The 24121-nt window shown below is 56.7% G+C and carries 21 protein-coding genes; 7 read left to right on the top strand and 14 right to left on the bottom strand.

Going from position 1 to position 24121, the window contains the following annotated elements; all coding sequences use genetic code 11:
• Positions 1-4 precede the first annotated feature (4 nt).
• Both E5201_RS00930 and E5201_RS00935 read right to left on the bottom strand, forming a co-directional pair.
• The gene (locus E5201_RS00930; protein ID WP_140984120.1) at positions 5-1051 is read right to left on the bottom strand and encodes an agmatine deiminase family protein; all 1047 of its coding nucleotides are present in this window, start codon (positions 1049-1051) and stop codon (positions 5-7) included.
• A 148-nt stretch (positions 1052-1199) separates the two neighbouring features.
• Positions 1200-3710 carry a TonB-dependent receptor gene (locus E5201_RS00935; RefSeq protein ID WP_140984121.1) on the bottom strand — a complete coding sequence of 837 codons (2511 nt, stop codon included), beginning with the start codon at positions 3708-3710 and terminating at the stop codon, positions 1200-1202.
• A gap of 333 nt (positions 3711-4043) precedes the next feature.
• Between E5201_RS00935 and E5201_RS00940 the strand changes: the two genes are divergently transcribed.
• The 3 genes from E5201_RS00940 to E5201_RS00950 all read left to right on the top strand — a co-directional run bounded on the left by E5201_RS00940 (position 4044) and on the right by E5201_RS00950 (position 6818).
• Complete coding sequence (locus E5201_RS00940) at positions 4044-5621, top strand: ArnT family glycosyltransferase (protein WP_181404501.1); 1578 nt, start codon at positions 4044-4046, stop codon at positions 5619-5621.
• A 196-nt stretch (positions 5622-5817) separates the two neighbouring features.
• Positions 5818-6513, top strand: coding sequence for a response regulator (locus tag E5201_RS00945; protein ID WP_140984123.1), 696 nt, complete (start codon positions 5818-5820; stop codon positions 6511-6513).
• A gap of 122 nt (positions 6514-6635) precedes the next feature.
• Positions 6636-6818, top strand: a complete 183-nt coding sequence (locus E5201_RS00950; RefSeq protein WP_140984124.1) for a DUF1328 domain-containing protein — start codon at positions 6636-6638, stop codon at positions 6816-6818.
• 63 nt (positions 6819-6881) lie between these two features.
• Here E5201_RS00950 and E5201_RS00955 read toward each other — a convergent pair whose 3' ends face one another.
• On the bottom strand, positions 6882-7955 hold the full coding sequence (locus tag E5201_RS00955; RefSeq protein WP_140984125.1) for a glycosyltransferase family 4 protein: 1074 nt from the start codon (positions 7953-7955) through the stop codon (positions 6882-6884).
• A gap of 298 nt (positions 7956-8253) precedes the next feature.
• Here E5201_RS00955 and E5201_RS00960 point away from each other — a divergent pair, with 298 nt between their 5' ends.
• The 4 genes from E5201_RS00960 to E5201_RS00975 all read left to right on the top strand — a co-directional run bounded on the left by E5201_RS00960 (position 8254) and on the right by E5201_RS00975 (position 12008).
• Positions 8254-8892 carry a TetR/AcrR family transcriptional regulator gene (locus E5201_RS00960; RefSeq protein WP_140984126.1) on the top strand — a complete coding sequence of 213 codons (639 nt, stop codon included), beginning with the start codon at positions 8254-8256 and terminating at the stop codon, positions 8890-8892.
• Positions 8893-9438, top strand: a complete 546-nt coding sequence (locus tag E5201_RS00965; RefSeq protein ID WP_140984127.1) for a DUF924 family protein — start codon at positions 8893-8895, stop codon at positions 9436-9438.
• Positions 9439-9503: 65 nt separating this feature from the next.
• Positions 9504-9869 carry an aspartate 1-decarboxylase gene (gene panD / locus E5201_RS00970; RefSeq protein WP_140984128.1) on the top strand — a complete coding sequence of 122 codons (366 nt, stop codon included), beginning with the start codon at positions 9504-9506 and terminating at the stop codon, positions 9867-9869.
• A gap of 267 nt (positions 9870-10136) precedes the next feature.
• On the top strand, positions 10137-12008 hold the full coding sequence (locus tag E5201_RS00975; protein ID WP_140984129.1) for a ribonucleoside-diphosphate reductase subunit alpha: 1872 nt from the start codon (positions 10137-10139) through the stop codon (positions 12006-12008).
• 144 nt (positions 12009-12152) lie between these two features.
• Here E5201_RS00975 and E5201_RS00980 read toward each other — a convergent pair whose 3' ends face one another.
• The 11 genes from E5201_RS00980 to E5201_RS01030 all read right to left on the bottom strand — a co-directional run bounded on the left by E5201_RS00980 (position 12153) and on the right by E5201_RS01030 (position 24120).
• Entirely contained in the window at positions 12153-13130 is a 978-nt protein-coding gene (locus E5201_RS00980) for a type II secretion system F family protein (protein WP_140984130.1), read from the bottom strand.
• A 16-nt stretch (positions 13131-13146) separates the two neighbouring features.
• Complete coding sequence (locus tag E5201_RS00985; RefSeq protein WP_140984131.1) at positions 13147-14115, bottom strand: type II secretion system F family protein; 969 nt, start codon at positions 14113-14115, stop codon at positions 13147-13149.
• A 9-nt stretch (positions 14116-14124) separates the two neighbouring features.
• A complete protein-coding gene (locus E5201_RS00990) occupies positions 14125-15702 on the bottom strand; it encodes a TadA family conjugal transfer-associated ATPase (protein ID WP_425456551.1) in 1578 nt (525 codons plus the stop codon).
• Between the two features lie 37 nt (positions 15703-15739).
• Positions 15740-17221 carry a CpaE/TadZ family protein gene (locus E5201_RS00995; protein ID WP_140984132.1) on the bottom strand — a complete coding sequence of 494 codons (1482 nt, stop codon included), beginning with the start codon at positions 17219-17221 and terminating at the stop codon, positions 15740-15742.
• A 14-nt stretch (positions 17222-17235) separates the two neighbouring features.
• Positions 17236-17913, bottom strand: a complete 678-nt coding sequence (locus E5201_RS01000; RefSeq protein ID WP_140984133.1) for a CpaD family pilus assembly protein — start codon at positions 17911-17913, stop codon at positions 17236-17238.
• 10 nt (positions 17914-17923) lie between these two features.
• Positions 17924-19480, bottom strand: coding sequence for a type II and III secretion system protein family protein (locus E5201_RS01005; protein WP_246050344.1), 1557 nt, complete (start codon positions 19478-19480; stop codon positions 17924-17926).
• An 11-nt stretch (positions 19481-19491) separates the two neighbouring features.
• Positions 19492-20382, bottom strand: coding sequence for a Flp pilus assembly protein CpaB (cpaB, locus tag E5201_RS01010; protein ID WP_140984135.1), 891 nt, complete (start codon positions 20380-20382; stop codon positions 19492-19494).
• A 183-nt stretch (positions 20383-20565) separates the two neighbouring features.
• Positions 20566-21792 (bottom strand): UxaA family hydrolase, encoded by a 1227-nt coding sequence (locus E5201_RS01015; RefSeq protein ID WP_140984136.1) that lies wholly within the window; start codon positions 21790-21792, stop codon positions 20566-20568.
• Positions 21792-22106 carry a UxaA family hydrolase gene (locus E5201_RS01020; RefSeq protein WP_140984137.1) on the bottom strand — a complete coding sequence of 105 codons (315 nt, stop codon included), beginning with the start codon at positions 22104-22106 and terminating at the stop codon, positions 21792-21794. The genes E5201_RS01015 and E5201_RS01020 overlap by 1 nt, the downstream gene beginning before the upstream one ends.
• A complete protein-coding gene (locus tag E5201_RS01025; RefSeq protein WP_140984138.1) occupies positions 22099-23160 on the bottom strand; it encodes an aldo/keto reductase in 1062 nt (353 codons plus the stop codon). Before E5201_RS01025 ends, E5201_RS01020 begins: the two co-directional genes overlap by 8 nt.
• Before the next feature lie 192 nt (positions 23161-23352).
• Entirely contained in the window at positions 23353-24120 is a 768-nt protein-coding gene (locus tag E5201_RS01030; protein ID WP_140984139.1) for an IclR family transcriptional regulator, read from the bottom strand.
• Position 24121: the final 1 nt, after the last annotated feature.

A 24121-nucleotide genomic window follows, 5' to 3' on the forward strand; every position in this document is an offset into this window, starting at 1 on the left:
CTCATTAGCCCTTAATGTGGGGAACCTGCTGGCTGATGCAATGGAAAGAGCCACCGCCGGTCAGAATGGCATTGGACGCCAGCCCGAAGACCTGACGTTCGGCAAACAGGGTCTGGAATGCCTCTACCGCCAGTTCGCCGGCCCGATCATTATAGACCGGCACCACCACGCAATCATTGGCGATCAGGAAGTTCATGTGTGACGCCGGAATGACCTCGCCCTCTTCGTCAACCATCTTACCCGGCGAAGGGATACGCACGACCTGAAGCGGCATGCCGCGTGCATCGGTCTGCTGGCTCAGGAATTTCGCCGTGCGGTCATAAATATCCGCATTCGGATCATCGACCCCGTAAGCCACCGGACAGGCCACCACACCCGGCGCGACAAACCGCGCCAGATTATCGATGTGGCCATCCGTATGATCATTGAGCAAGCCGTCATCGAGCCAGATGACCTTACGCGCCCCCAGCGCCTTCTCAAGCGCCCGCTCGGCCGTCGATTGCGTCCAGTCAGGGTTACGATTAGGGTTCAGAAGGCACTGACGCGTAGTGATGATCGTGCCGAAGCCGTCATGCTCCAACGCCCCGCCCTCAAGGATAAAGCCTTCCTGCGCCGGTTCGTACCCGTCATGCGCCGAAATCTGAGCCGCGACCTCATCGTCATATTTCAGATGATATTTGCCGCCCCAGCCATTGTTAAGAAAGGCCACCGGCAGCGTATGCAGACGATCGGCATCATCTTCGGCCGACACATAGATCGGGCCGGTGTCCCTCAGCCAGATATCACCGAAACGGCCTTCGACGATTTCTATCCGCGCGACATCCCCCAACAGGGTCTGAGCCGTCTTTTTAGCGGCTTCCCCCGCCACCAGAAGCTTGACGTTTTCGTCACCCGCCTCGGCCAGAACACGTACCAGCGCCGCCACCTCGGCCTGCGCCGGAATGAGGTCTTCCTGCCAAAGATTTTCGTGGCTCGGGAACCCGACCCACATGGCCTTATGGCCGTCCCATTCTGCCGGGACAAGACGCGCAAGCGACGAATTCTGGCTCATTTACTACCCTGATCAACAAATCACCGTTCCCCCTTATTACACAGGGTCTCCGGTTTTGACCATGCTGTCACGGGCAAAAAGAACAGACAAAAAAGAACGGCCCACCATTGCTGATGGGCCGTCTTTTGTATTCAATCCGTGTTTACGCTTAGAACTGCGTACGCAGGGTCACAGATACTGTACGCGGTGCCCCAAGCTGGTACAGAACGTTGCTTCCACCACGAACATTTGTGCCAAGATTGTTCACGTATGGCAGTTGGTTGTCTATATAACCCGTGCCGTGCAGATATTGCTCATCAAACAGGTTGGAAACGTTCAACTGCACGTAGGTGCCCTCGGCGAACTGCTGCAAATCGTAACGCAGGGCGGCATTCCACACCATATACCGTGCAGCCACTTCGTCGTTGATGTACGAGTAGAAACGATCACCAACATACTTACCGTCAAGGTTCAGATTTAGGTTCGACGTGATGGCGTAGTTCATGCCAGCCGTCCACATCCACTTAGGCATGCCCGTCAGAGCCTTACCTTTTGTCGGGATGACAGCCCCGCCAGAGCCTGGAATATCCCCCTGCATCTCTGTATCGGTATAGGTCAGACCGGCATTAAACACCAGATTATCAACGGGTGAATAGGCAGCCGAAGCCTCGAAGCCCTTACGTTCTACTTCGCCAACATTTGTATCTGTCGTGGTTTCGGTCTCAGCGTCATAGGCTGAAACGATACGATCCTTATCCTTCGCCATATAGACGGTCGCCGTGGCGCTGAAGTTAGGCTGGGCATAACGATAGCCCAATTCAATCGTATCCGAGATTTCCGGATTCGGATTTTTCACCAGCATACGATTATCGCGCAGCACGACGTTGTAGTAAACGTCGGTACGTGGTGCCGACATCGACTGGGCGTAGGTGGCGAAGATTTGCCCGCCATGATCGAAATTCCAGGTGGCACCGATATTCGGCAGAGTCTTCGAGAAGGAGACATTGCGCTGATACGGCGTGAAGTACTGATTAGCCGTCTGAACGCCGGTCGTGGTGTTGGTGGAGAACTGTCCTTCGATCGTCACAACCTTCACATCGCTATCCGCAATGTCCGTCGTCGTCAGGATATTGCCTGTTGTACAAACGGGGTTATTCGACCCACCACCGGTAACCGGCGAATAGCAGTACTGGTTCAACTCGCGCTCAAGTGTCTGGTGACGAATACCAATCGAAAGGAACAGACGCTCTTCCAGCAGACGACCACGATATTCTGCCGAGATTACATCGACATCGGCATAGGAGAGACGGTCACGGCGGCGCAGGTAGCTGCCATCGGCGTTACGCACCCAAAGGTCACCCTCAAACTTGGCCGAAAACGGGTTCTTGGGGGAACCGTCAGCGTTCAGGAGCGAGATTTCACCTGACTGACGATGACGTGCACGATCAAACGAGGCGTTCACACGGAACGTATGGAACTCGTTAAAGCGATAGATGGCTGACGATTGCAGCGAATAGCGCATCGTGTTGGTGATATTCGGACGATAAACAGATGCCGTGCCGATAACACCATCACCGTTCAGATCAAAGCTCTCCAGCTCTGACCAACGCGAACCCAGAATAATCGCTGTGTTGCTGTCACCAATCATCTGGCCAGCGCCTGCACCAGACGTAAGATAACGTTTGGCTTCATTGATCGTACCCGTCGAACCACCCAGAGCAGTCGTATACTGGAACGATGGATCAACCGTCAGGGTCAGCTTGTCGGTGATGACCCAGCGTGACTTGATACGGATATTGCCGGTATCGGACGGATTGACCGAACCGCGATTGCTGAAGGTGTCATTGCCATAGCCGTTCTGGATGATCTGCGCCTTGCTCTGGCGTGGCATGAAGTGGTTGCGGTTTTCATTCCAGTGTGCAGCGGCGCTGATGAACGAGCCGTAATCGCCGATGTCCTGATAGACCATCGCGTTCCACTGCTTCTTCTTCAGCTTGCCTTCGTCGTTGAAAGACAGCTCGTTACCCCAGGTATCGGTGTCAGACTGCGTATAGGCCAGATAGGCGCGCGTCCCCCACGGGCCAATGGCACCCGTGTCGAACTTCAGGAAGCCATATTTATGGTTGGATTCACCCACAGCCAGCTTGATCGTACCACCGAAGTCTTCACGTGGTGTACAACTGGCGACGTTGACCGTACCGCCGGTTGCCGAGGAGGACATCGAGTCAACGTCTGTCGCACCGGTTGACACGCTGGCCGTACACAGAAGCTCGGAATCGATCATCTGGTTGGTATAGACGGCATAGTTGCCGGAATCGTTGATTTGCAGACCGTCAATCGCCAGCGATACACGGGCGCTGTCCAGACCGCGCATCATGATCTCACCACCCGAAGACCCGTAGGCATCATTGTTGGTGAAGTTATAGCCGGGCACAAGGTTCAGGGAATCGGCAAAGGTCTGGCCGGGATTAGAAACAGACAAGGTGTCCTGACCGATAGTGGTCTTGGCCTTGGGGCCGCGTTCACGCTTGGTTGGGCCAAGAGCGCGCTGACCGGTAACAACCACTTCGGTGACGGCTTCAACATCCTGGGTGGCGGTAGACTGGGCAAATGCACCCGAAGCCATCATCAGCCCCGTCAGGGCCGTACCGGCCAAAATCCATGATTTGTTAAGTTTCATATCAGGAGTATCCCTTCTCCGAAATTACACAGCCCACAACCAGACCCAGAGGCGTCAGGGGGGCGGCTTTATAAAAAGACGGCTTGAAAACTGTCTGAGGCGGGTTCTGACGGAAGGACGCGAAACTTTGGTGACAGGCACATGACAGACTCATTACAGTTGCCTTCGCAGTGCAACATGGGCCACGCCTGTGCCTCAAAGGCCACAAACCCGTCATCAAACCGACACATAAAACCTTGTTATTCAAAGCCTTGACTTCGGGGCTTCGTTTAAACACTTGCCTGACGGTGAAATCCCTATATTCGGAAACGGATTGAAGTAAGGGCCATGAACATGGACACATCTGACACACGCTGGCGTTTCAGCCCCTATGTCCTGTGGGGCCTGACCGGTCTTCTGGCCTTGCGCGTCATTTTGCTGTTTACCAACTTCACCGATCTGTATCCGGATGAGGCGCAGTACTGGCTGTGGTCACGTGAACTGGATTTCGGCTATTATTCCAAGCCACCGATGATCGCCTGGCTGATCCATCTGACCACCCTGATCGGCGGCAATGGCGAAGCCTTTGTCCGCCTTTCCGCACCCTTCCTGCATTTCGGTACGGCCCTGCTACTTTGGGCCACGGGACGGCGCTGGTTTAATGATGCCACCGGCGCATTAGCCGCACTGGTCTATAGCTTCATGCCCGCCGTGGTTTTGTCGTCGGCCATTATCTCGACTGACGCGCCGCTGCTGTTCTTCCTGTCTTTGAGCCTTTATATATATGTGCGCCTCATCGAAGGGGCCGCTGATGCGCGTCTTAAAACCGCACTGGCGCTTGGGGCCGCTTTCGGTCTGGCTTTCTTAAGCAAATATGCCTGCCTCTATTTTCTGATCGGGGCCTCAGCCCATGCCCTGCTGTCGCCGCGCGTCCGCAAATCATGGTCGTGGCTATCTCTGGCCGCTTTCGCCGCCGCCTTCGCGCTGGTCATCAGCCCGAACCTGTTATGGAACGCGGCCCACGGCTTCCAAACCGTGTCGCACACCGCTGACAATGCCAACTGGCAGGCCAGCCGCATGTTCAATCTCGATTCGCTGACGGCCTTCGTCCGTGATCAGTTTGGCGTCTTTGGCCCGGCCCCGTTCATCATTCTGCTCGTGGCCGCCGCAGGTCTGCTGATCAAACCGCTCCTGCCGAGAGATGCCGAGGGCCGGATTGATGACCGCATTCTCGGTCTGATCGCCCTAAGCCTGCCACCGCTGATCTTCGTCACCATTCAGGCGTTTTTGTCACGCGCCCATGCCAACTGGGCGGCTTCCGCCTATGCACCGGCCAGCCTTCTGATCGCCGCCCTGCTGCACCAAGGCATCGCCACCCGTTCGTGGGCGAAATGGGGGGTGCGCTTAAGTGCCGTTTTTCAGGTGTCTGTGCTTATTATCTTCATGTTAGCAGCTATTTCCCCCACCCTCACCCGCACCTTTGGCCTTGATAATGTCTTCAAACGCGCCCGTGGCTGGGAAGCGACGACCTTTGCCGTTATCGAACAGGCCACCACTGGCCCGCGTCCCACCGCCATTGCCGTCGACAACCGCAACATCTATAATGCCCTTGCCTATTATGGCCGTGACTGGTTTGCCGCCAACCCTGACGTGCCACTTAAGGCCTGGGTACGTGAGGCCCAGCCCAAATCTCAGGCCGAAACCGAAACGCCCCTGACCGAAGCCACAGGCGGCAACGTGCTGATCCTGTCCTATGTCCCGCGCTTTGAGCCAGAAATCCGTGCGGATTTTGCTAGTTCCGACCCTGCCCGTTCGCTGAAAACCGCACTTGATCATAAACGCACCCGTGACTTCAGCCTGTTCTACGCCCACGGCTTTCAGCCCGTGCCGCGTGAGGGGCGACAGGCCGATACTGCGGCGGCGGATGATTGAGGCTAAGGCGCGGCTTCAAGAGACGACTTGCGTCCGGCTTACAGGTGTTTTCCTATATAAATTGAGGGCGTTATTCGCATCGATTTAGTAAATGCCTTGGTGTCCATATTTAATTTTTATTTTCGCCTCTTTACCACTTTCCCTCTATCTGCCGACAGCCTAGTCTGGCGTAAACGGCCATCAACTGAGGAAACCAATGATCGAGAAGAAGAACACGATTCTGGTCGTCGACGACGAAGACGAAATCCGCAAAATGCTTAACATTTTCCTTGATGTTGCTGACTTCAAGGTAGTCGAAAGTGAAAACGGAAAGCAGGCCATCCGCCTGTCGGCTTCGGTAAAACCTGACCTGATCCTGCTTGATCTTGGCCTGCCGGACATCGACGGCAAGGAAGTGATTTCTACGATCCGTCAGTGGTCTAACGTGCCAATCATCGTCCTGACCGCGCGTGCCGAAGATATGGACGCGGCACCGGCGCTCAACCTTGGCGCTGATGACTATGTCACCAAGCCCTTCAGCGCCGAAGTGCTTCTGGCGCGCATTAACGCCAACCTGCGCAAATCAGTTGTGAAAGAGGTCGGTGAACCAGACGTCGTTAATGGCCCGATCCGTATGGATCTGGTGCGCCACGAAGTCTTTATCGACGACCAGAAAGTCCCCTTCACGCCCAAGGAATATGACCTGCTGCGCTATTTCCTTGTCAATCGCGGGCGTATGCTGACCCACAAGCAGATTCTGAAAGAAGTCTGGGGCCCTGCCCATGTCGACGATACGCAATATCTGCGCGTCTATATCGGTCAGGTACGTGAAAAGCTTGAGGTCAAGGAAGGCCTGAGCAAGTCCATCGTCTCCGAATCCGGCATCGGTTACCGTATGGAAGTCGTGGCCTGACGCAAGACGGGGTTTTACGGCTTCTTTGTCTGAACCCCCCGAATGTGCTTTTGCATCCTTATCCCTTAGAAGGCAACCTACAGATAATTCAGTGACTTAAACCCCACAAAGGAGCATGTGCTATGCTGAACTGGATTATCACCTTCTTCATATTGGCGGTTCTGGCAGCCCTGCTCGGCTTTACCGGTCTGGCAGGCACCTTTGCCGAAATTGCCAAATTCATTGCGGTCGTCTTTGTCGTGCTCTTCGTGGCCGGACTGGTCTACCGTATGGTGACAGGACAAAAGGCCGGCCCTCCCGTCTGACCCTGTTTTGTTTGTCACCCTTATTCCACCTCTCCGCTTCCCCACGGAGAGGTGGACTTATTTTCAGGCTACGTTTTTACGCTTCAGGCGACGCGGTAACTGGCGCAGACGCGTCCAGAGCTTTTTCTTTTCCGGTAAGGGGAAAGGTTCCAGATTACGGATAAATTCCTCCGCACAGGCCCGCCAGCTGAATTTCTCCGCATGACGGCGCACATGGCCGCGATCAAGCGTCAAGGCTTCGGTAATGGCCTTTGACAGGTCCTCATCAATTACCCCTGCTCCGGTGCCGGGAATGAGGTCAATCGGCCCGTGCGCCGGAAAGGCCGCCACCGGCGTGCCACAGGCCATGGCCTCAAGGATCACCAGACCGAACGTATCGGTGAGTGACGGGAAGACAAAGACATCTGAATCGGCATAGGAACGCGCCAGTTCGTCACCAAAGCGCGGGCCGGTAAACACCACGTCTGGATATTTGGCTTTAAGCTCCTCAAGCTGCGGCCCCTTGCCCACAACCACCTTGGTGCCCGGCAGATCAAGCGACAGGAAGGCCTCTATATTTTTCTCAATCGCCACGCGTCCGATATAGGTCATGATCGGGCGCGGCAGATCGGTGAATATCGGCTCAAGATCAGGCCGGAACATCTCAGTATCCACCCCACGCGTCCACGGCGAGATGTTTTTAAATCCGCGCGATTCAAGATCCTTCTGAAGCGTCGGTGTTGCCACCATCACCCGCCCCGAAGGTTTATGGAACCAGCGCATATAGGCATAACCGACCCCGATAGGAATCGGCAGACGCGCCGACACATATTCAGGGAATTTGGTGTGATACGAGGTGGTGAACGGCATTTTCCATTCCAGACACACCCGACGCGCCGCCATGCCGACAAAGGCTTCGGTGGCGATGTGCACCGCATCCGGCTCATAGTCCTGAATGATTTCGCGCACTTCCTCATAACAGCCGAGCGCCAGCTTTACTTCCGGATAGTCAGGCCATGAAACCGATTTGAAACGGTTGTAGTCCACGATCTTGAATTCATGACCCAGCAGTTCACACTGCTCGATTACACGCTTAAGCGTGGTCACCACGCCATTGACCTGAGGGTCCCACGCATCGGTCGCCAGTAAGATACGCAATGTTTTTTCCTGCATAGCCATACAAACTATGCGCCATCTGTAGTGCGCATTAACCGCGCTGTGAAGCGCTTTTGTATGTCAGAACGGTGAAGCCCGGCTCTAAAGGCTTCATAACCCTATTATAAAACAGATATGTCGGTTGTTTTTGTTGCGGCGCACACAAAGGCAGCTATAATTAAAATTTACGGCTCCCTTACGCAACTTTGCCAAGCGCCGAAAACCCATGTAACCTGACATGCAACCTGATTTGTGCCCCCTCCCAGACGCTCCTGCCTTCAGGGCCACGGAAAGACAAACCATGAGCGATCGCCCAAAGGCCGCTTCGACAAAAGATACGCCGAAATCGCGACGGACGAGGGTGCAGATCCTTGAAACCGCGATGCGCCTGTTTGCCGAACTGGGCTATGATCGCGCCGGTAATGCCGCCATCGCCGAAGCCTGCGGCCTGACACGCGGGGCCATGCTCTATCATTTCCCGACCCGCGAAGCTCTGGTCGAAGCCGCCGCCTGGCATATTCATGCTGCCCGCGAAGCGGCTTTTGAGCTTGAGGCCGGAAAGCTGAAGCCCAATCAGGATGCGCTGGATGGGGCCATTGACGCCTATTGGCGCCTCCTTAGCTCTGTGCCGTTTGCCGCCTTTCTGGCGCTGGAGCGCGCCGCCCGGCAGGATGAGGATGTCGCCAAGGCTATTCGTCCGGCACAGGAAGCCTTTGATCGTGCCGCCATGGGCCGTGCCACGCCGGGCTTTATTCTGGCCGGTAATGACGCCCGCTTTCAGGCCAGCCGTGATCTGGCCCGCTTTGCCCTTGATGGCCTGCATCGTGCCGCCCTGACCTACGAAGAAGAGGCACGCGTCGAAAACATGCTCAATGTCATCAAACGCGCTGTGCACATGCTGAACCGCAAGGGCGATATTCATGACCTGTGGAGCGAATAGGTGAGCGCATCAGATCTCGCCAAAGATATTCTGACATTCTGGCTTGAGGCAGGCCCGGCCAAATGGTTCAGCAAGGATGATGCTTTTGACGCCGAATTCCGCGACCGGTTTTACGACGCCCATTTTGCCGCCGCCCGTGGTGAATATGCCCACTGGCTCGACGCCGCCGACAGCGCCCTGAGCCTTATTCTTCTGCTTGATCAGTTTCCGCGGAATGTGTTTCGCGGCACAGGCCACATGTTCGCCACCGACCCTTTGGCCCTCAGCTATGCCCGCACGGCCATTGCCGCCGGTCACGACCTGAAAACAGACATTTCCCACCGCGCCTTCTTCTATCTGCCGCTGGTACATTCCGAATCGCTTGCCAATCAGGAACGTGCGGTGAAGCTTTATGAACCACTGGGCGAAGACTGGCTACCGCACGCCATTGACCATCGCGATATTATTGCCCGCTTTGGCCGCTTTCCGCACCGTAATCCGTTGCTGGGACGTGAGACAACACCGGAGGAAACCGCCTTCCTGAACGCAGGCGGCTTTAGCGGCTGAACAAGACAATTCCCTTTACGTCCCTGATGCTCTAAACAGGCCCGTCCTTACGGAGTACCCTTCCCATGCGTCAGCTTTTACGTTCGAAAATCCACAACGCCTACGTCACCGAAGCCAATCTGGCATATATCGGTTCAATCACCATTGACGAGGACCTGATGGATGCGGTTGGCCTGTGGGACGGTGAGCGGGTGCTGGTGGTCTCCAACACCTCCGGCGCACGCCTTGAAACCTATGTTATCACCGGTGAACGCGGGTCAGGCAAGATTGCCATGAACGGAGCCGCCGCACATCTGATCAACGAATCCGAGCAGATTATCATCATGGGCTTCGAGCTGACCGACGCCCCGATTATCCCCAGAGTCGTTCTGGTTGACCGGGAAAACAGGGTTGACCGCTATCTGACCGAGACCCCGTCGACGATTCTCTAACAGCTGTCTGATTTATCCCCAGAGGGTGTATAGTTTTACAAATCCTTGTCCCTATTGGGGTTCTGATTTTATTCATATTTTATTAACTAAAAACTTCCCCTCTGCGGCGACTTGCCCGTTGACGAGACTCCCTTCTTATGGCCCATATAGGGGCAAGAGCCGCCGTCACACACTATATATAGTTGTTAACGGCTATTAAGTTTTAGCTCTAAAACCTTTCGCTCCGGGGCTGGAGCACCTATCTATATATTTGTCGGGTGAGTGATCATGTCAGTTAATGAAGCGGCCAAGCGCGAAGAGAAACCAGCTTTCAAGGCAAATCGGGTAGTGCGTCCGAAGGCACGCCCTGAGCTGAAGCTGGTTCAGACGGTGGTCACCGATCCGTCGCGCGATGTGCTTCTGACCGATTTCGGCAAGACAACGCTTGATGACCGCTACCTGCTGCCGAACGAAACCTATCAGGACATGTTCGCCCGCGTCGCCACCTCCTATGCCGACGATGCCGAACACGCCCAGCGCATCTATAACTACATTTCGAACCTGTGGTTCATGCCTGCGACCCCCGTGTTGTCAAATGGTGGGGCGGCGCGCGGCCTGCCGATCTCCTGCTTCCTGAACTCTGTGCCTGATTCCCTTGAGGGCATTGTTGGCACCTGGAACGAGAACGTAGCGCTGGCCTCAAATGGCGGCGGCATCGGCACCTATTGGGGTGGCGTGCGTTCCATAGGTGAAAAGGTCAAGGGCGCCGGTCAGACCTCAGGCATCATCCCCTTTATTCGCGTGATGGATTCGCTGACACTCGCCATCTCTCAGGGGTCGCTGCGTCGTGGTTCGGCCGCTGTCTATATCGACGTGCATCACCCCGAAATCGAAGAATTCCTCGAAATCCGCAAACCCTCAGGCGACTTCAACCGTAAAGCACTCAACCTGCACCACGGCATCTCGATCACTGACGAATTTATGGAAGCCGTCCGCGCAGGCGCCCAGTTCGGTCTGCGCTCGCCCAAGAACGACGAAGTCGTGCGCTTCGTTGACGCCCGTAACCTGTGGCAGAAGATTCTCGAAATCCGTATGCAGACCGGCGAACCCTATCTGATCTTTGCCGATACGGTGAACCGTTCCATGGCCCCGCACCAGCGCGATCTCGGCCTCAAGGTGCGCCAGTCGAACCTGTGCGCCGAAATCATGCTGCACACCGGCCCCGACCATCTGGGCAATGAACGCACCGCCGTGTGCTGCCTGTCTTCGGTCAATGCCGAAAAGTTCCTTGAGTGGCGCGATGAGCCACGCTTCATCGAAGACATCATGCGCTTCCTTGACAATGTACTTGAGGACTTCATCCAGTCAGCCCCCGACTCTATGGACGCCGCCGTCTATTCCGCCATGCGTGAGCGTTCGGTCGGCCTCGGCCTGATGGGCTTCCACTCCTTCCTGCAATCTCAGGGCGTGGCCTTTGAATCGGCCATGGCCAAGTCATGGAACATGCGCCTGTTCAAGCACCTGCGCCGCGAAGCCGACAAGGCTTCGGTCAAGCTGGCGCAAGAACGCGGGCCATGTCCTGACGCTGCCGATCGTGGCGTGATGGAGCGTTTCTCGCATAAGCTGGCTATTGCCCCCACCGCCTCGATCTCGATCATCTGCGGCGGCACGTCTGCGGGCATCGAACCTATTCCGGCCAATATCTATACCCACAAGACCCTGTCCGGTTCGTTTGCCGTGAAGAACCCTTATCTGGTCAAGCTGCTGCAAACCAAAGGCCTGAACACACCAGAGGTCTGGGACTCCATCGTCGAACACGAAGGTTCGGTTCAGCACATTGACGCCCTGAGCGCCGATGAAAAGGATCTGTTTAAAACCGCCTTTGAAATCGATCAGCGCTGGGTCATTGAACTCGCCGCTGACCGCGCACCGGAAATCTGTCAGTCACAATCGCTGAACATCTTCCTGCCCGGCAATGTCGATAAGTGGGACCTGCACATGCTGCACTGGTCAGCTTGGGAGCAGGGCGTCAAATCGCTCTATTACCTCCGTTCCAAGTCGGTACAACGCGCCGCCTTTGCCGGTGCCGATGAAAAAGTCACCGCCGAAAGCTTCGACACCGCCAAAACCGACTACGAGGAATGCCTCGCCTGCCAATAGCAGGGTCGCAGACCCTGCACCCATTAATTGGAGCAGACGGTAAATCCAGACTTCAAAAGGCCAGTGTTGATGCACTGGCTTTTTTTATAATATGGAAAGAGCCATCTGGCTCGGCTCTAACGGGTGCAGGGCCTGAGGCCCTGCCTATTTCTGGATGTCCATCACCTTGAGGATCACCGGCCCGAGGATCACAACAAACAGCACCGGCAGGAAGAAGACGATCATCGGCACGGTAAGCTGTGCGGGCAGGGCCGCGGCTTTCTTTTCGGCGGCAGACAGACGCAGTTCGCGGTTTTCCTTGGCCATAACGCGCAAGGCCGTGGCCAGAGGCGTACCGTATTTCTCAGCTTGAATCATCGCCGTACAGACCGCCTTGATGCCGGGATGATTGGTGCGCCGCGCCAACCCTTCATAGGCCATACGCCGTTCGGGCAGGTAGGACAGTTCAGCCACCAGCAACGACAGTTCTTCGGCCAGTTCGATCGAACTAGAACCAATTTCCTGCGACACCTTATGGATGGCGGCCTCGATAGACATACCCGCCTCAACGCAGATCAGCAGCAGGTCAAGCGCATCGGGAAAGGCCGCGACAATGGATTCGCGCCGCTTTTGCGCCTGATTGGAAATATAGATGTTGGGCGCATAATAGCCGGCAACGAACGCCCCGACCGCAATCAGGATTTTCAGGTTCAGCTTCAGGCCGAAATCATTGATGAAGAAAATATAGAGCGCCGCCAGCCCGCCAAGCACGAACGGCATCATCATCCGAAAGAAGTAAAAGGTGGAGACCGGCTTAGGCCCGCGATAACCGGCCATAGCCAGATTATCAACCACCTTGGGGTCTTCGAGCAGCGTCTTGAGGTTGAGCTTCTCAACAATGGTCTTATGCAGGCCATCGTCCGTGTGACGCAACCCACTGATGGTATTGTCTTTTGCCAGATGCTGGCGCGACTGACGGCGCAGTTCGTCACGGCGTGTGGCTACGGCTTTTAAACGCTTATCAAGGCTGTTGCCGCTGGTCATAGACCGCGACAGGGTGATCAGCGCGATGAACACCATAACCCCCACCGCTATGGCGATCAGGTTGGCCGGGTCCATAATAAAGGCGGCAAGGGCGGTCATGATCTCTGGCCCTTTCTCAGAACTTGAAATTGATCATTTTGCGCATACTCAGTATGCCGAGCAGCATCCACACCGCCCCCCCCAGCAACAGCATCTGCCCGCGCAGATCGGTAAACATGATCATAATATAGTCCGGACGCGTGATAAAAATCAGAGCCCCCACCGCCGGTGGCAGGGAACCGATAATACCGGCAGACGCCAGGGCTTCGCTCGACAAGGCCTTGATCTTTTCACGCATCATGCGCCGCGCCCGCAGAACGGTAGACAGATTGCCCAGGGCTTCGGCCAGATTGCCGCCGGTGCGTGACTGAATGGCGATGACGATCGAGAAAAAGCGTAACTCCGGTGCTGGCATCCGTTCGCACATCTTATCAAGCGCCTGCTCCAGCGACATGCCGATACCAACATTTTCCACCAGCCGCTGAAACTCAGGCCCTAGTGGCGCACTCAGCTCGCGACTGATAATTTTAAGGCCGTCATTGACCGGCAGGCCCGATTTAATGCCGCGCACCAGAATATCCATGGCATCAGGAAACAGAAGCGTAAATTTCTTGACGCGGCCCTTGGCAAGAAAACTCAATACCCAGCGCGGCAAGCCATAGCCAAAGGCGAAGGCCCCACCGAGACCAATGAACAGGTTACGGCTGACGAGAAACACAACCACCAGCCCGACCAGCCCTGCCACCACGCTCCATATCCAGAAACGGGTGACGTCCGGCGTCAGTCCGGCATGAAGCATCCGCGCCCGAAGCGTCAGGCGCTCCTTGCGGTCACGCTTTTCCGCCTCTTTGAGCTGCTCCATGATCTGTTTGCGGCGTTCTTCAGGCGTGCGGCTCTGCTTTTGCCGTTTGGGATTGGCGCTGACGCCGACGCCAATGGCCTGTGCGCGCTTGACGGCCACTTCCGATGCGCCGCCACCCGTCAGCACATAGCCCAGCGAAGCCAGCACCACAAAGGACAGCAGGGCAATCAGGATAATGGTCATGAAAGGCCCCTATTCCGACGCATCAAGCGCTTCCGCCAGTTCGCGCTCAAGACCGTAATATTTGGCACGATCCCAGAAACGCGGACGACCGATACCGGTCGAGCGGTGACGTCCGATAATCCGGCCCTGCTTGTCCTCGCCTTCGATTTCATAGACAAACAGGTCCTGCGTCACCATGACATCACCCTCAAGGCCCAGAACCTCGGTGATATGGGTGATGCGGCGTGACCCGTCCCTGAGACGCGCCGCCTGCACGATGATATCAATCGAGCCGACGATCATTTCACGAATGGTACGTGACGGCAGGCCATAGCCGCCCATGGTGATCATCGATTCGAGACGCGACACGGCTTCGCGCGGTGAGTTGGCGTGCAGCGTACCCATTGATCCGTCATGGCCCGTGTTCATGGCCTGAAGCAGATCGAACGCTTCAGGGCCACGGACTTCGCCGACGATGATACGTTCAGGCCGCATCCGCAGACAGTTCTTCACCAGATCACGCATGGTAATCGTACCTTGCCCTTCAAGGTTCGGCGGACGCGTCTCAAGGCGCACCACATGCGGCTGCTGCAACTGAAGCTCGGCGGCATCTTCGCAGGTGATAACGCGTTCGGTCGGATCGATAAAGGCCGTCAGCGTATTGAGGAGCGTCGTCTTGCCCGAACCCGTACCGCCGGAAATCAGCACATTACAGCGCGACGCACCGATCACACCCAATACCCGCGCCCCTTCGGGGCTGATGGAGCCGAACTCCACCAGATTACGCATGGTCAGCTTGTCTTTTTTGAACTTACGAATGGTCAGGGTCGGGCCATCGAGCGCCAGCGGTGCAGCAATGACGTTAACGCGTGACCCGTCCGGCAAACGGGCGTCACAGATGGGCGAGCTCTCGTCGACACGCCGCCCGACCTGAGACACGATGCGCTGACAGATATTCATCAACTGCATATTGTCGCGGAAACGCACATTGGTCAGTTGCACCTTGCCGCCGACTTCGATGAAGACACGGCTTGCGCCATTGACCATGATATCGGCAATGTCATCACGCGCCAGCAAAGGCTCCAGCGGCCCATAGCCCAGAACATCATTGATAATGTCCTGCACCAGATTGTCCTGCTCGGACACCGACATGGAGACGTTCTTGATCGCCACCAGTTCAGAAACGATGTCGCGGATTTCTTCGGACGCGGCCTTCTGATCAAGCTGCGCCAGTTGCGACAGATCAATCGTATTCAGCAGGGCATTAAAAATTGCGGTCTTGGTGGCGTGATAATAGTCAGACTGTTCACGGACGACTTCCGTCACCGCCTGCGCCTGATGCATCTGCTGAAGTCCGGCATTAAGCTTGGCTTTTGCGGCAGACGCCTTATCGCCGCCGACCCGCTTTTCCTGTCTGAGATCGGCCCCCGGATCAGACAAGACGCTCTTCGTCGCCGTATCCGCGACCTTTTGCGGACGTGTAGCAATATCCCCACCACCGGCATCCGGTGGCGGGGCACCTCTGATGTCTTCGCGTGCCTGACTTAAGGCCTGAGGCCGTGCGGCCACAGGCCGCGACGGGTCAGTGGCCCCAAAAAGCCGGTTCACAGGATCTGAGGGTCGTTTACCAAACACCTTCGGTTGCTCACTTCCTGAATAGCTTATTGAGGAAAGACTTCTGCGGTTTCTTTACTTCGGGGGTGCGACCGGTAATGGCCGCCGTCAATTGATTGAGCGCCTCATGCGCCTTTGACGCCGGTGCCAGTTCGGCAATCATCTGGGCATTGTTTGACGCCTGACCGAACAGCTTGGGGTCAAACGGAATGGCGCAGACCGGCACCAGCCCCAGCGCTGCCGTAAAATCCTTGAGCGGAATTTCAGGCCGTCCGGGCATATCCACCTGATTAAGCACCAGCTTCGGCGGATTATCGTTAGGCCGGAAGGTTTTCAGAAGATCGATCAGGTTCTTGGCATTACGCAATGACGCCAGATCCGGAGTCGCCACGATCACCACATCGTCCGCCGAAATCAGCGCTTTTTTCAGCCAGGGCGTCCAGAGATGCGGCAAGTCCAGCACGATAAAGGGTGCGACCGAGCGCACCTTGCGCGTGACTTCCTCATAGGCCTCTTCGTCGGCCAGATAATCCTGATCGAGTGACGCCGGTGCCGAAAACAACGACAGACGCTCCGAGCACTTGGTCAGCATACGATCAAGCAAGGTGGCATCCAGACGGTCAGGCTCATTCAGCGCCTCGGCCATGCCCTGAAGCGGGTCCTGATTGAAATCGAGCCCTGCCGTACCAAACGGCAGATCATAGTCGGCAATCACCGTATTGGTCTGCATGGATTCCGACAGATTATAGGCGAAATTATGCGCCAGCGCCGATGATCCGGCCCCGCCGCGCGCCCCGATAAAGGCGATGGTGCGACCGGCGAAGGGCGCTTCCGGATCGGTAAACAGGCCGCCAATAACCCGGATGAGCTGTAAGGGCTGCACCGGTGCCACCAGATAATCCGACACCCCTGCCCGCATCAGTTCGCGATAGAGTGAAATATCATTGTGCTGGCCGATGACCACAACCTTGGTCGAAGCGTCACAGACCTCCGCCAGTCGTGACAGTTGATCCATAATGTCCGGGCCACGGGCATTGGTTTCAACAATGATCAAGGACGGCGTCGGCTCCTGCTCATAGGCTGCCACCGCCTCGTCCACCCCGCCCCTTCGGACGATGGATTGCGCACGGCTCATGCGGCGATCAAGAGCGGCCGTATCACACACCTGAAGCGTGCCGTCATTTTCCGGAAAGAAGTGAATGGCGATACGCGGAATGCTGATTGCATCTCCGCTCCCGTCACCCGCCTGAGGCGAAAACCCGGCTGCCGCCTGAAGGCCCGACATGGCTGATGCCTGAGCGGCGGGTGCGGGCGTCAGGGCCTGACGCAGATCGCCGCCTGCATCCCGAAGCGACACATCCAGCCCGTCCTCGATTTCATCCGCAAAGGGATCATCCAGTACGCTGTGGTGTCCATTGTGCCCCCCCTCCAGCGGCGCGGCATAGTCATCCTGATCGTCGAACGCATCAAACGGATCAGGCAGATTAGCGGTTGTGGACGGATTATGAGTCATTTTCGGGCTCAGATTCATTGAATGGCATCGGAAACAGTGCCTCTGGCCGCATCATTTTCTGCGGAAGAGGTGATTTCACCCTTACGGTATTTATCAATGACCGTGACCTTTCGTCCGGCATCTGACGGGGTAGCGACCTGCGGAGCGGCTACATCACGTGGGTCAGCAATCTGCGCGGCCATATTGGCCGTCACCGCACACCCGAAGTTGCTATGCACCCCATTGTTGGCCGTCTGGGTCAGGTTGTCCCAGGTCCGGTTACAGGTCTCGCGCACGGTGCGATATTCGACCTCACTGACGCCAATCACATCGACCGGCAAGGCATCACTCGTTGCCAAAGTGATAACCGACGGGCTGACGCGCCGCGACACCAGATAATCGATCATATCATGACCACCCCGAATAGAATCGGGATGGTTAGAGGTGGTGATCACCAGATCGGTGGCGCTGCCGGTTGCCCAGCTTGCTTTCTCGGCAATCTGATCAAGGGCGCGGCGCTGATTATCGGAAAAACCGCCCGCATGCCGTTTGAAGTGCACCGTATCGGTTCGCGATTCCGCCGCCAACTGATACTTGCCTCCGGGCAGGGTGGCCGCAAAGGCTTCTTTCTGCGCGGGCGACGTATTACAGCCGCTCATCAGCAGGGCGCTGCCGAGCGTTACAACTGTGACTATGTTCCTGAGGTCAAGCATCGGTGCGTCCTTATTCGATCACATAGCCAATAGGGGCCTGATAGGCACCCGGCGGTGGGGGTTCGGACGCAAAGTCACCGTTGCTTTCGCGTACGACCTTATTGAGCCGCCCGAGGAAAACGGACTCCATATCATGGGCAATCTGGAGATTATCCGCCGGCGTCTGTAAGCCGTCCGGATGGCCGGGCGTGACCAGATAAGGGGTGACAATCACCACCAGCTCGGTTTCTTCCGACAGGAAATCACGTGAGCGGAACAAGGTGCCCAGCACCGGCAGGGACGTCAGGCCGGGCAGGGAATCTATGGTCTGCTTATAGTTTGACTGTAGCAATCCGGCGATCATCAGGGATGATCCCGACTGCATCTCGACCGTGGTTTCGGCACGGCGCACACTCAGGGCCGGAATGGTGAAATTGCCATTGAGCGTATAGGCACCGGTATTGGTCAGTTCCGACACTTCGGTCGACAGCTTGATCGAGATACGCCCACCCGACAGCACCACAGGGGTAAAGCCAAGGCCCACACCGAACGGCTTGAACTCTACTGTGATGCGGCCTTGCGTATCCTGATTGACCGGTACGGGGAATTCACCACCGGCAAGGAAGCGTGCGGCTTCGCCAGACACCGCCGTCAGATTGGGCTCGGCCAGTGTCCGCACCAGACCGACGCGCTCAAAGGCCTCAAGACAATGCTGGGCATTGTTTCCGGTAAGAGTTGACCAGGCAGAAGAGGCCGTATCCTGCACCGTACGACCAACCGTCCCCACCAGAGACCCGTCAGGTGACGTCGTCGTCAGGGATGTGGAATTGGTATCGCTGCTGCTTGAGGTGAGGTTGGTTGGTCTGGCCCCGCGCTGGCCATAACACAGACCGCGTCCACCCTGATAACCACCGTTCGTACTGAAGGTATTGCCGCGGCCGAAGGAATAGGAACGGGTGCCGTTATTATAGACAACGTCCGCCGCCAGCCCCAGTTGCTTGATGGTATTGCGCTCAACTTCGACAATGCGCACCTTGAGCATCACCTGATCCTGACCGGCAATGGCCAGCGAATTGATGACATTCTCAGGCTTTTCGGCAAAGGCTGAGGCCAGACGCTGAATGGCCTCAGCCTCAGCGGCATTAGCCACCAGACCATTGAGAATAACAAAGCCGTTGACGTTTTCGACTTCGATCTGCGCCTGCGGATAGATGCGGCGGATCGTATCCGCCAGCTGATCGGTCGGCGCTTCGACGCGCACACTGAGATTCAGTATCTGACGACCCGAGGCATCAAAGAAGATAGCGTCCGACTGACCGGCAGCTACACCCAGCACAAAAATCCGACGCGGATTACGCAGCACGGCATCGGCCACCGCCGGATTAGAGACAAACACATCTGCCGCATCGACCGGCAGATCAATAACCGCCGACCGCCCCTTGGGCAGGTTCAGCACCTGCGTGCGCACAGGACTTGAACGCGTCTCGACATTCAGCTGCGCATTACCCGCCTGATAGGGCACCGGCTGCGCCATCGCTGCCGTTCCCGCCAGAGCCATTATCATCGCCGTCGCGGCCATATGTCTCATTGGATAGCTGCTCATCGTGTAACCACCACCTCTGAGGCCTGACCGTTACGCACCACCGTCACCGTATTGGTGCTTGCTGTGCCTGTATTGCCCACCCGACCGGACGGGCCGTTTACATCGGCATAGGAACGCAGCATCAGGGCCAGCGTGCCCTGCGCCCGTGCCTGCGCCAGCGCCTGTCCTTCTTCGGGTGTCACCTCAACCGTCGCCGTTGCCCCCACAACCGCATTCCCCTCGGTCGGAGCGGTCACCGCCTGATCGATCGCCAGAACCTTGATATTGCGCAGCACCTGACGCGTGACCATGACATTGCTGCCCTCGGCACGACGATCTTCGGCACTGACCAGAATATCCACGCGGTCACCGGGCAGGATAAAACCACCCGCCGTTGTCTCCACGCTGATCGGCACGGCCATAGCGCGCTTGCCCGGCTCAAGCATCACCGCCATCATGCCGCTCTGACCGGCCTGAACCACCTTGCGGTCAATGATCGGCTCATTTTGCAGAATAGGCTCACGCACCACGGCATTGAGCAGATTTTCCTTGCCGCGCGTCGGATTAATTGCGGCATCAGCCGCTTCGGCCACGACCTCACCCGCCTTGGCCAACTGATTCGTTTCTTCAGGGGATTTAGCGACCTCGACCACACCATCGGTATAATAGGCGGCATTAAGCGCATCGGCTGGCCAGTCTTTCCACACCAGATCGGCCTCAGCGATACGCTGCCCGACCTTGAGATCGCGCGCCGCCACCAGCACTTTCGTCGTTGGTGCTTCCACGACCACCTTGCTTGCGCCTGTTTCAGCAGGGGTTTTACCGCCCACCAGCCCGCGCACCAGAAACGCCAGTAGTAACGCCGCTACGGCAGCTACTGCGAATACGACGTAACGTGACGCCTTCATTAAGCCCATTCCCCTGGAAGGATTCTGCCGGTATCCGCCGCAACCGCGATCTGGACACATGTCGACCTGTCAGCCGAATCCGTGATTTGCGTTTAAACAGGGCAAGTTTTGCTTAAGTTTGGTTAACGTTACCCTAAGACGCCGTTATATGGGCAAAGGTCAGGCAATAATTAACGCCTGAAATTAGCGTCTGAGCGGCAAACAGGCCGGCCCCAGAGGATCAAACGCCTTATAGGTCAGGATAAATTCCTGATGGCCAAGCGCTTCGGACTTGCTTAAGCCCCCCGCCGCCACATTCAGCACGACATCGATGATTTCACTGCCAACCTCATCAAGAGACGCCCGCCCCTCCATGATACGTCCGGCGTCAACATCCATGTCTTCGTGCAGTTTCTTATAGGTATCGGGATTGGCGCAGACCTTGATGACAGGTGAAATGGCCGACCCGACCACCGAACCGCGCCCTGTGGTAAACAGGGTCAGATGCGCCCCACAGGCAATCAGTTCGACGATCTCGGCATTATCCGAGATGTTCGGGAAGCCAAAGCGCACTTCACCGTCCGGCACGACATCCAGCAGATATAACCCGCCACTTGGCGGCAGATCACCGGGTTTTAATATGCCGCAAATCGGGGCCGAACCTGATTTGGAATAGGCTCCCATCGACTTTTCTTCCTGTGTCGTCAGGCCGCCTTCGGCATTTCCCGGCGCAAAAGACCCATAGCCCATGACCGTATAATAGGCTTCGGCCTTTTGCACACAAGCCTCAAGCGCCGCCCCCAGTTCCGGCGTCACCGCGCGTGAGGCCATGATCTTTTCACAGCCGACAAGCTCGCCGGTTTCCTCAAATATACAGGCCGCCCCCTGCGCCCCCAGCCAGTCAAACGCCCGACCGACCGCCGGATTGGCTGTAATGCCTGAAGTGCCATCCGATCCGCCGCAAATCGTCCCGATCACCAGTTCAGAGACATCCATCGGCACCACCGGCACCTCTGCGGCAATGGCTTTCAGACGCGCGACCGCCTCAAGCCCCTGCGCCACGGTCGAAAGCGTGCCGCCCGAATTCTGGATCACCAGCGTTTCGCATGGACGGCCAGACGCCTCAATGACCTGCTTCAGGCGCTCACGGTTGAAGCTTTCGCAACCCAGAGAAATCAGCAAAACCCCGCCGACATTCGGATGGGTGGTCACCGCCGACATGACCTTAAAGGCATAGTCATTGGGATAGCAGCCGGGAAAACCGATCAGGTGCACGTCACTGTCGTCAGCCTTATTGACGATCTGCCGCGCCACATGGTGCGCACATTCCACCAGATAGGCGACGGCGATGACATTGCGAATGCCCTTCCGACCATCTGCCCTGAGGCGACCGGTCAGTTGCGGACGATCATGTTCAATAAGCGTTTCCATCAGCCAACAACCTTACGTGTATGTGACGGAATATAGTCACTTTTCATATTATGCAGATGCACATGTCCCCCCTTCGGGGCGGCCCCCGTCATGGAACCAATAGGCGCACCGTATTTGATAATCTTGTCACCCACACTCAGGTCACGTCGCGCCACCTTATGCCCGACCTCGATGCGCTCACCGGCCACCACCTCTGCGCCATCAATCACCAGCCTGACGCCGGGTTCGATCACCTGACGGCACACCAGAACATTATCATGATCATGCAGAAGTATCAGATCAGACGACACCCGCACATTCGTTTCCTTATCCATGCGCGGACTCCACCTGTACGCTGTTTGCAGTTTGGGCCTGTGGTACAGGGGCGTCAGGATGCACCAGACCCTCCCCCTTGAGGTCAGACCAGAGCGCCTCAGGGATATTCACCTGTCCATAACCCAGATTGGCCGTCACTTGCTCCGGCTGTCCCATGCCGATCAGCAGGCGTTTAACCACCGGATGCGCCAGCGGGAACTGTAAGGCTGCCGCCGCCAATGGTACCGCGTGCGCCTCACAAATCGCTTCTATGCGCCGCACACGTTCCACAATAGCCTCTGGCGCAGGCGCATAGTTGTAACAGGCACCCTTTTTCGCCCCCTCAATCAGTATGCCCGAATTAAACGGTGCCGCGGCGATAACCGACACACCCTTTTGAGCGCATAAAGGAAAAAACGTCTCAAGCGGTGACTGCTCAAGCAGGGTATAGCGTCCGGCCAGAAGCACCACATCAAGATCAACATCCGACATCAGGGTCTCACAAATCGCGACCTCATTGACCCCCAGACCGATGGCCTTGATGCGCCCCTGCGCCTTAAGCTCAGTCATGGCGCGATAACCGCCCTCAAGAAAATCACGGTAATGGCGTGGATGCGCGCTGCCGTGCGTTACCTCCCCCAGATCGTGCGCCAGCAATATATCGATATGCTCACGCTGTAGCCGCATCAGACTGGCGTCAAAGCTGCGCATGACCCCGTCATAGCTATAGTCAAAGACCGGCTCATAGGGGTCGCCATCGACAAAGCCATGCCGGACCGTGTCCTTTGGCGGCGCATCGATTGGCTTGAGAACACGCCCCACCTTGGTGGAAATCGTAACCTCAGTCCCTTTCAGCCCCGCGCCCAGACGCCGTTCAGCCAGACCCTGGCCATAGTGCGGCGCGACATCGAAATAGCCTATTCCAGCCTCAAGCGCCGCCGTGATGGCGGCCTGAGCCGTTGCGTCATCAATGGCACGATAAAGATTGCCTATTGCGGCCGCCCCGAAGCCGAGTTGCGCTGTGCAATCGCGGGCACCGCTGGATGGCTGAGGTATATCAGATGAAAAGAACAAGACGTTTCCCACGAATTTTTATCAGGTTTAAAAACCTTATTATTCGTGAAACAGAATAAGGCCGCCCCAAGGGCATTTCAAGCGGCACCGAAGGGAAAAGCGGCCCATGAATGACTTTTCCCTTTCACCTGCAAAATTTATCTGATCATTTTTTAACCCATTGTGATTAATGGTAAAAAATGATCTTGCGCTCTATCCGCCCAATGTCCGCGTCAGGGCCAGAGCCGTGGTTTTAAGCTTGAGAATCGTCTCATCCAGCGTCAGGCATCCATGCGTCTTGAGGTAAGGAATGGTCATGGCTGCAATCACGGTCGTGTCGTTCATCACCGGACAGGAGACATCCAGTACACCGTCAACAAAATCGCTCTTGGCCTGCACATAGCCCTGCGACTGCGCCCGCTCAGCCACCGTCTCAAGCAACTGCCATTCCTGCGCCGTAGCGGTAGGCCGGAGGATGGCGCGCCACTGCTCCTTCAGGCTCGGCGGCTGAAACGCATAGAGCACAAGACCGGATGTCGATTCGACCAGCTTGCGCTGATAGCCAACCCGCACTGAAAAGCCGAGGTCACCCGGGGCCTCAATGCGGGCAATGACCACCATGTGGTCATCTGAGGCAATGGCCAGATGCACCGACTGCCGCACCTGTTCGCTTAAGGCCTGCATCAGCGGCAGAGCCGAGGCCAGAAGGTTCTGGCTTGGGCCACGACTCATGCCCAAAGAGAACAGCTTGTTGGTCAGTTCCAGCCCGTCTCCCTTGGCCGAAGGCGCGACATAGCCGCGATGCTCAAGCACTTGAACCATACGGAACAACTCACTCACCGAGCGATCCAGCCGTGTCGATATTTGCGACAGGGTCATCGGACGTTTATTGGCGGCCAGAAGCTCCAGCACATCCAGCCCCTTCTCAAGAGCCGGTGCGCGATATTTGGGTGACGTGTCAGATTTTGGCGCATCAGCCATG

Origin of the sequence: Asticcacaulis tiandongensis (genome assembly GCF_006475605.1) — a bacterium.
Classification (GTDB): Bacteria; Pseudomonadota; Alphaproteobacteria; order Caulobacterales; family Caulobacteraceae; genus Asticcacaulis; species Asticcacaulis tiandongensis.

What these genes read in the sequence shown, in the direction of transcription:
- E5201_RS01030 (WP_140984139.1), bottom strand. Translation starts at nt 24,120, where the DNA reads ATGGCTGATGCGCCAAAATCTGACACGTCACCCAAATATCGCGCACCG.
- E5201_RS01000 (WP_140984133.1), bottom strand. Translation starts at nt 17,913, where the DNA reads ATGCTTGACCTCAGGAACATAGTCACAGTTGTAACGCTCGGCAGCGCC.
- E5201_RS00930 (WP_140984120.1), bottom strand. Translation starts at nt 1,051, where the DNA reads ATGAGCCAGAATTCGTCGCTTGCGCGTCTTGTCCCGGCAGAATGGGAC.
- E5201_RS01015 (WP_140984136.1), bottom strand. Translation starts at nt 21,792, where the DNA reads ATGGAAACGCTTATTGAACATGATCGTCCGCAACTGACCGGTCGCCTC.
- E5201_RS01020 (WP_140984137.1), bottom strand. Translation starts at nt 22,106, where the DNA reads ATGGATAAGGAAACGAATGTGCGGGTGTCGTCTGATCTGATACTTCTG.
- E5201_RS00995 (WP_140984132.1), bottom strand. Translation starts at nt 17,221, where the DNA reads ATGACTCATAATCCGTCCACAACCGCTAATCTGCCTGATCCGTTTGAT.
- cpaB (WP_140984135.1), bottom strand. Translation starts at nt 20,382, where the DNA reads ATGAAGGCGTCACGTTACGTCGTATTCGCAGTAGCTGCCGTAGCGGCG.
- E5201_RS01005 (WP_246050344.1), bottom strand. Translation starts at nt 19,480, where the DNA reads ATGAGACATATGGCCGCGACGGCGATGATAATGGCTCTGGCGGGAACG.
- E5201_RS00950 (WP_140984124.1), top strand. Translation starts at nt 6,636, where the DNA reads ATGCTGAACTGGATTATCACCTTCTTCATATTGGCGGTTCTGGCAGCC.
- panD (WP_140984128.1), top strand. Translation starts at nt 9,504, where the DNA reads ATGCGTCAGCTTTTACGTTCGAAAATCCACAACGCCTACGTCACCGAA.
- E5201_RS00975 (WP_140984129.1), top strand. Translation starts at nt 10,137, where the DNA reads ATGTCAGTTAATGAAGCGGCCAAGCGCGAAGAGAAACCAGCTTTCAAG.
- E5201_RS00935 (WP_140984121.1), bottom strand. Translation starts at nt 3,710, where the DNA reads ATGAAACTTAACAAATCATGGATTTTGGCCGGTACGGCCCTGACGGGG.
- E5201_RS00945 (WP_140984123.1), top strand. Translation starts at nt 5,818, where the DNA reads ATGATCGAGAAGAAGAACACGATTCTGGTCGTCGACGACGAAGACGAA.
- E5201_RS00985 (WP_140984131.1), bottom strand. Translation starts at nt 14,115, where the DNA reads ATGACCATTATCCTGATTGCCCTGCTGTCCTTTGTGGTGCTGGCTTCG.
- E5201_RS00960 (WP_140984126.1), top strand. Translation starts at nt 8,254, where the DNA reads ATGAGCGATCGCCCAAAGGCCGCTTCGACAAAAGATACGCCGAAATCG.
- E5201_RS00940 (WP_181404501.1), top strand. Translation starts at nt 4,044, where the DNA reads ATGGACACATCTGACACACGCTGGCGTTTCAGCCCCTATGTCCTGTGG.
- E5201_RS00980 (WP_140984130.1), bottom strand. Translation starts at nt 13,130, where the DNA reads ATGACCGCCCTTGCCGCCTTTATTATGGACCCGGCCAACCTGATCGCC.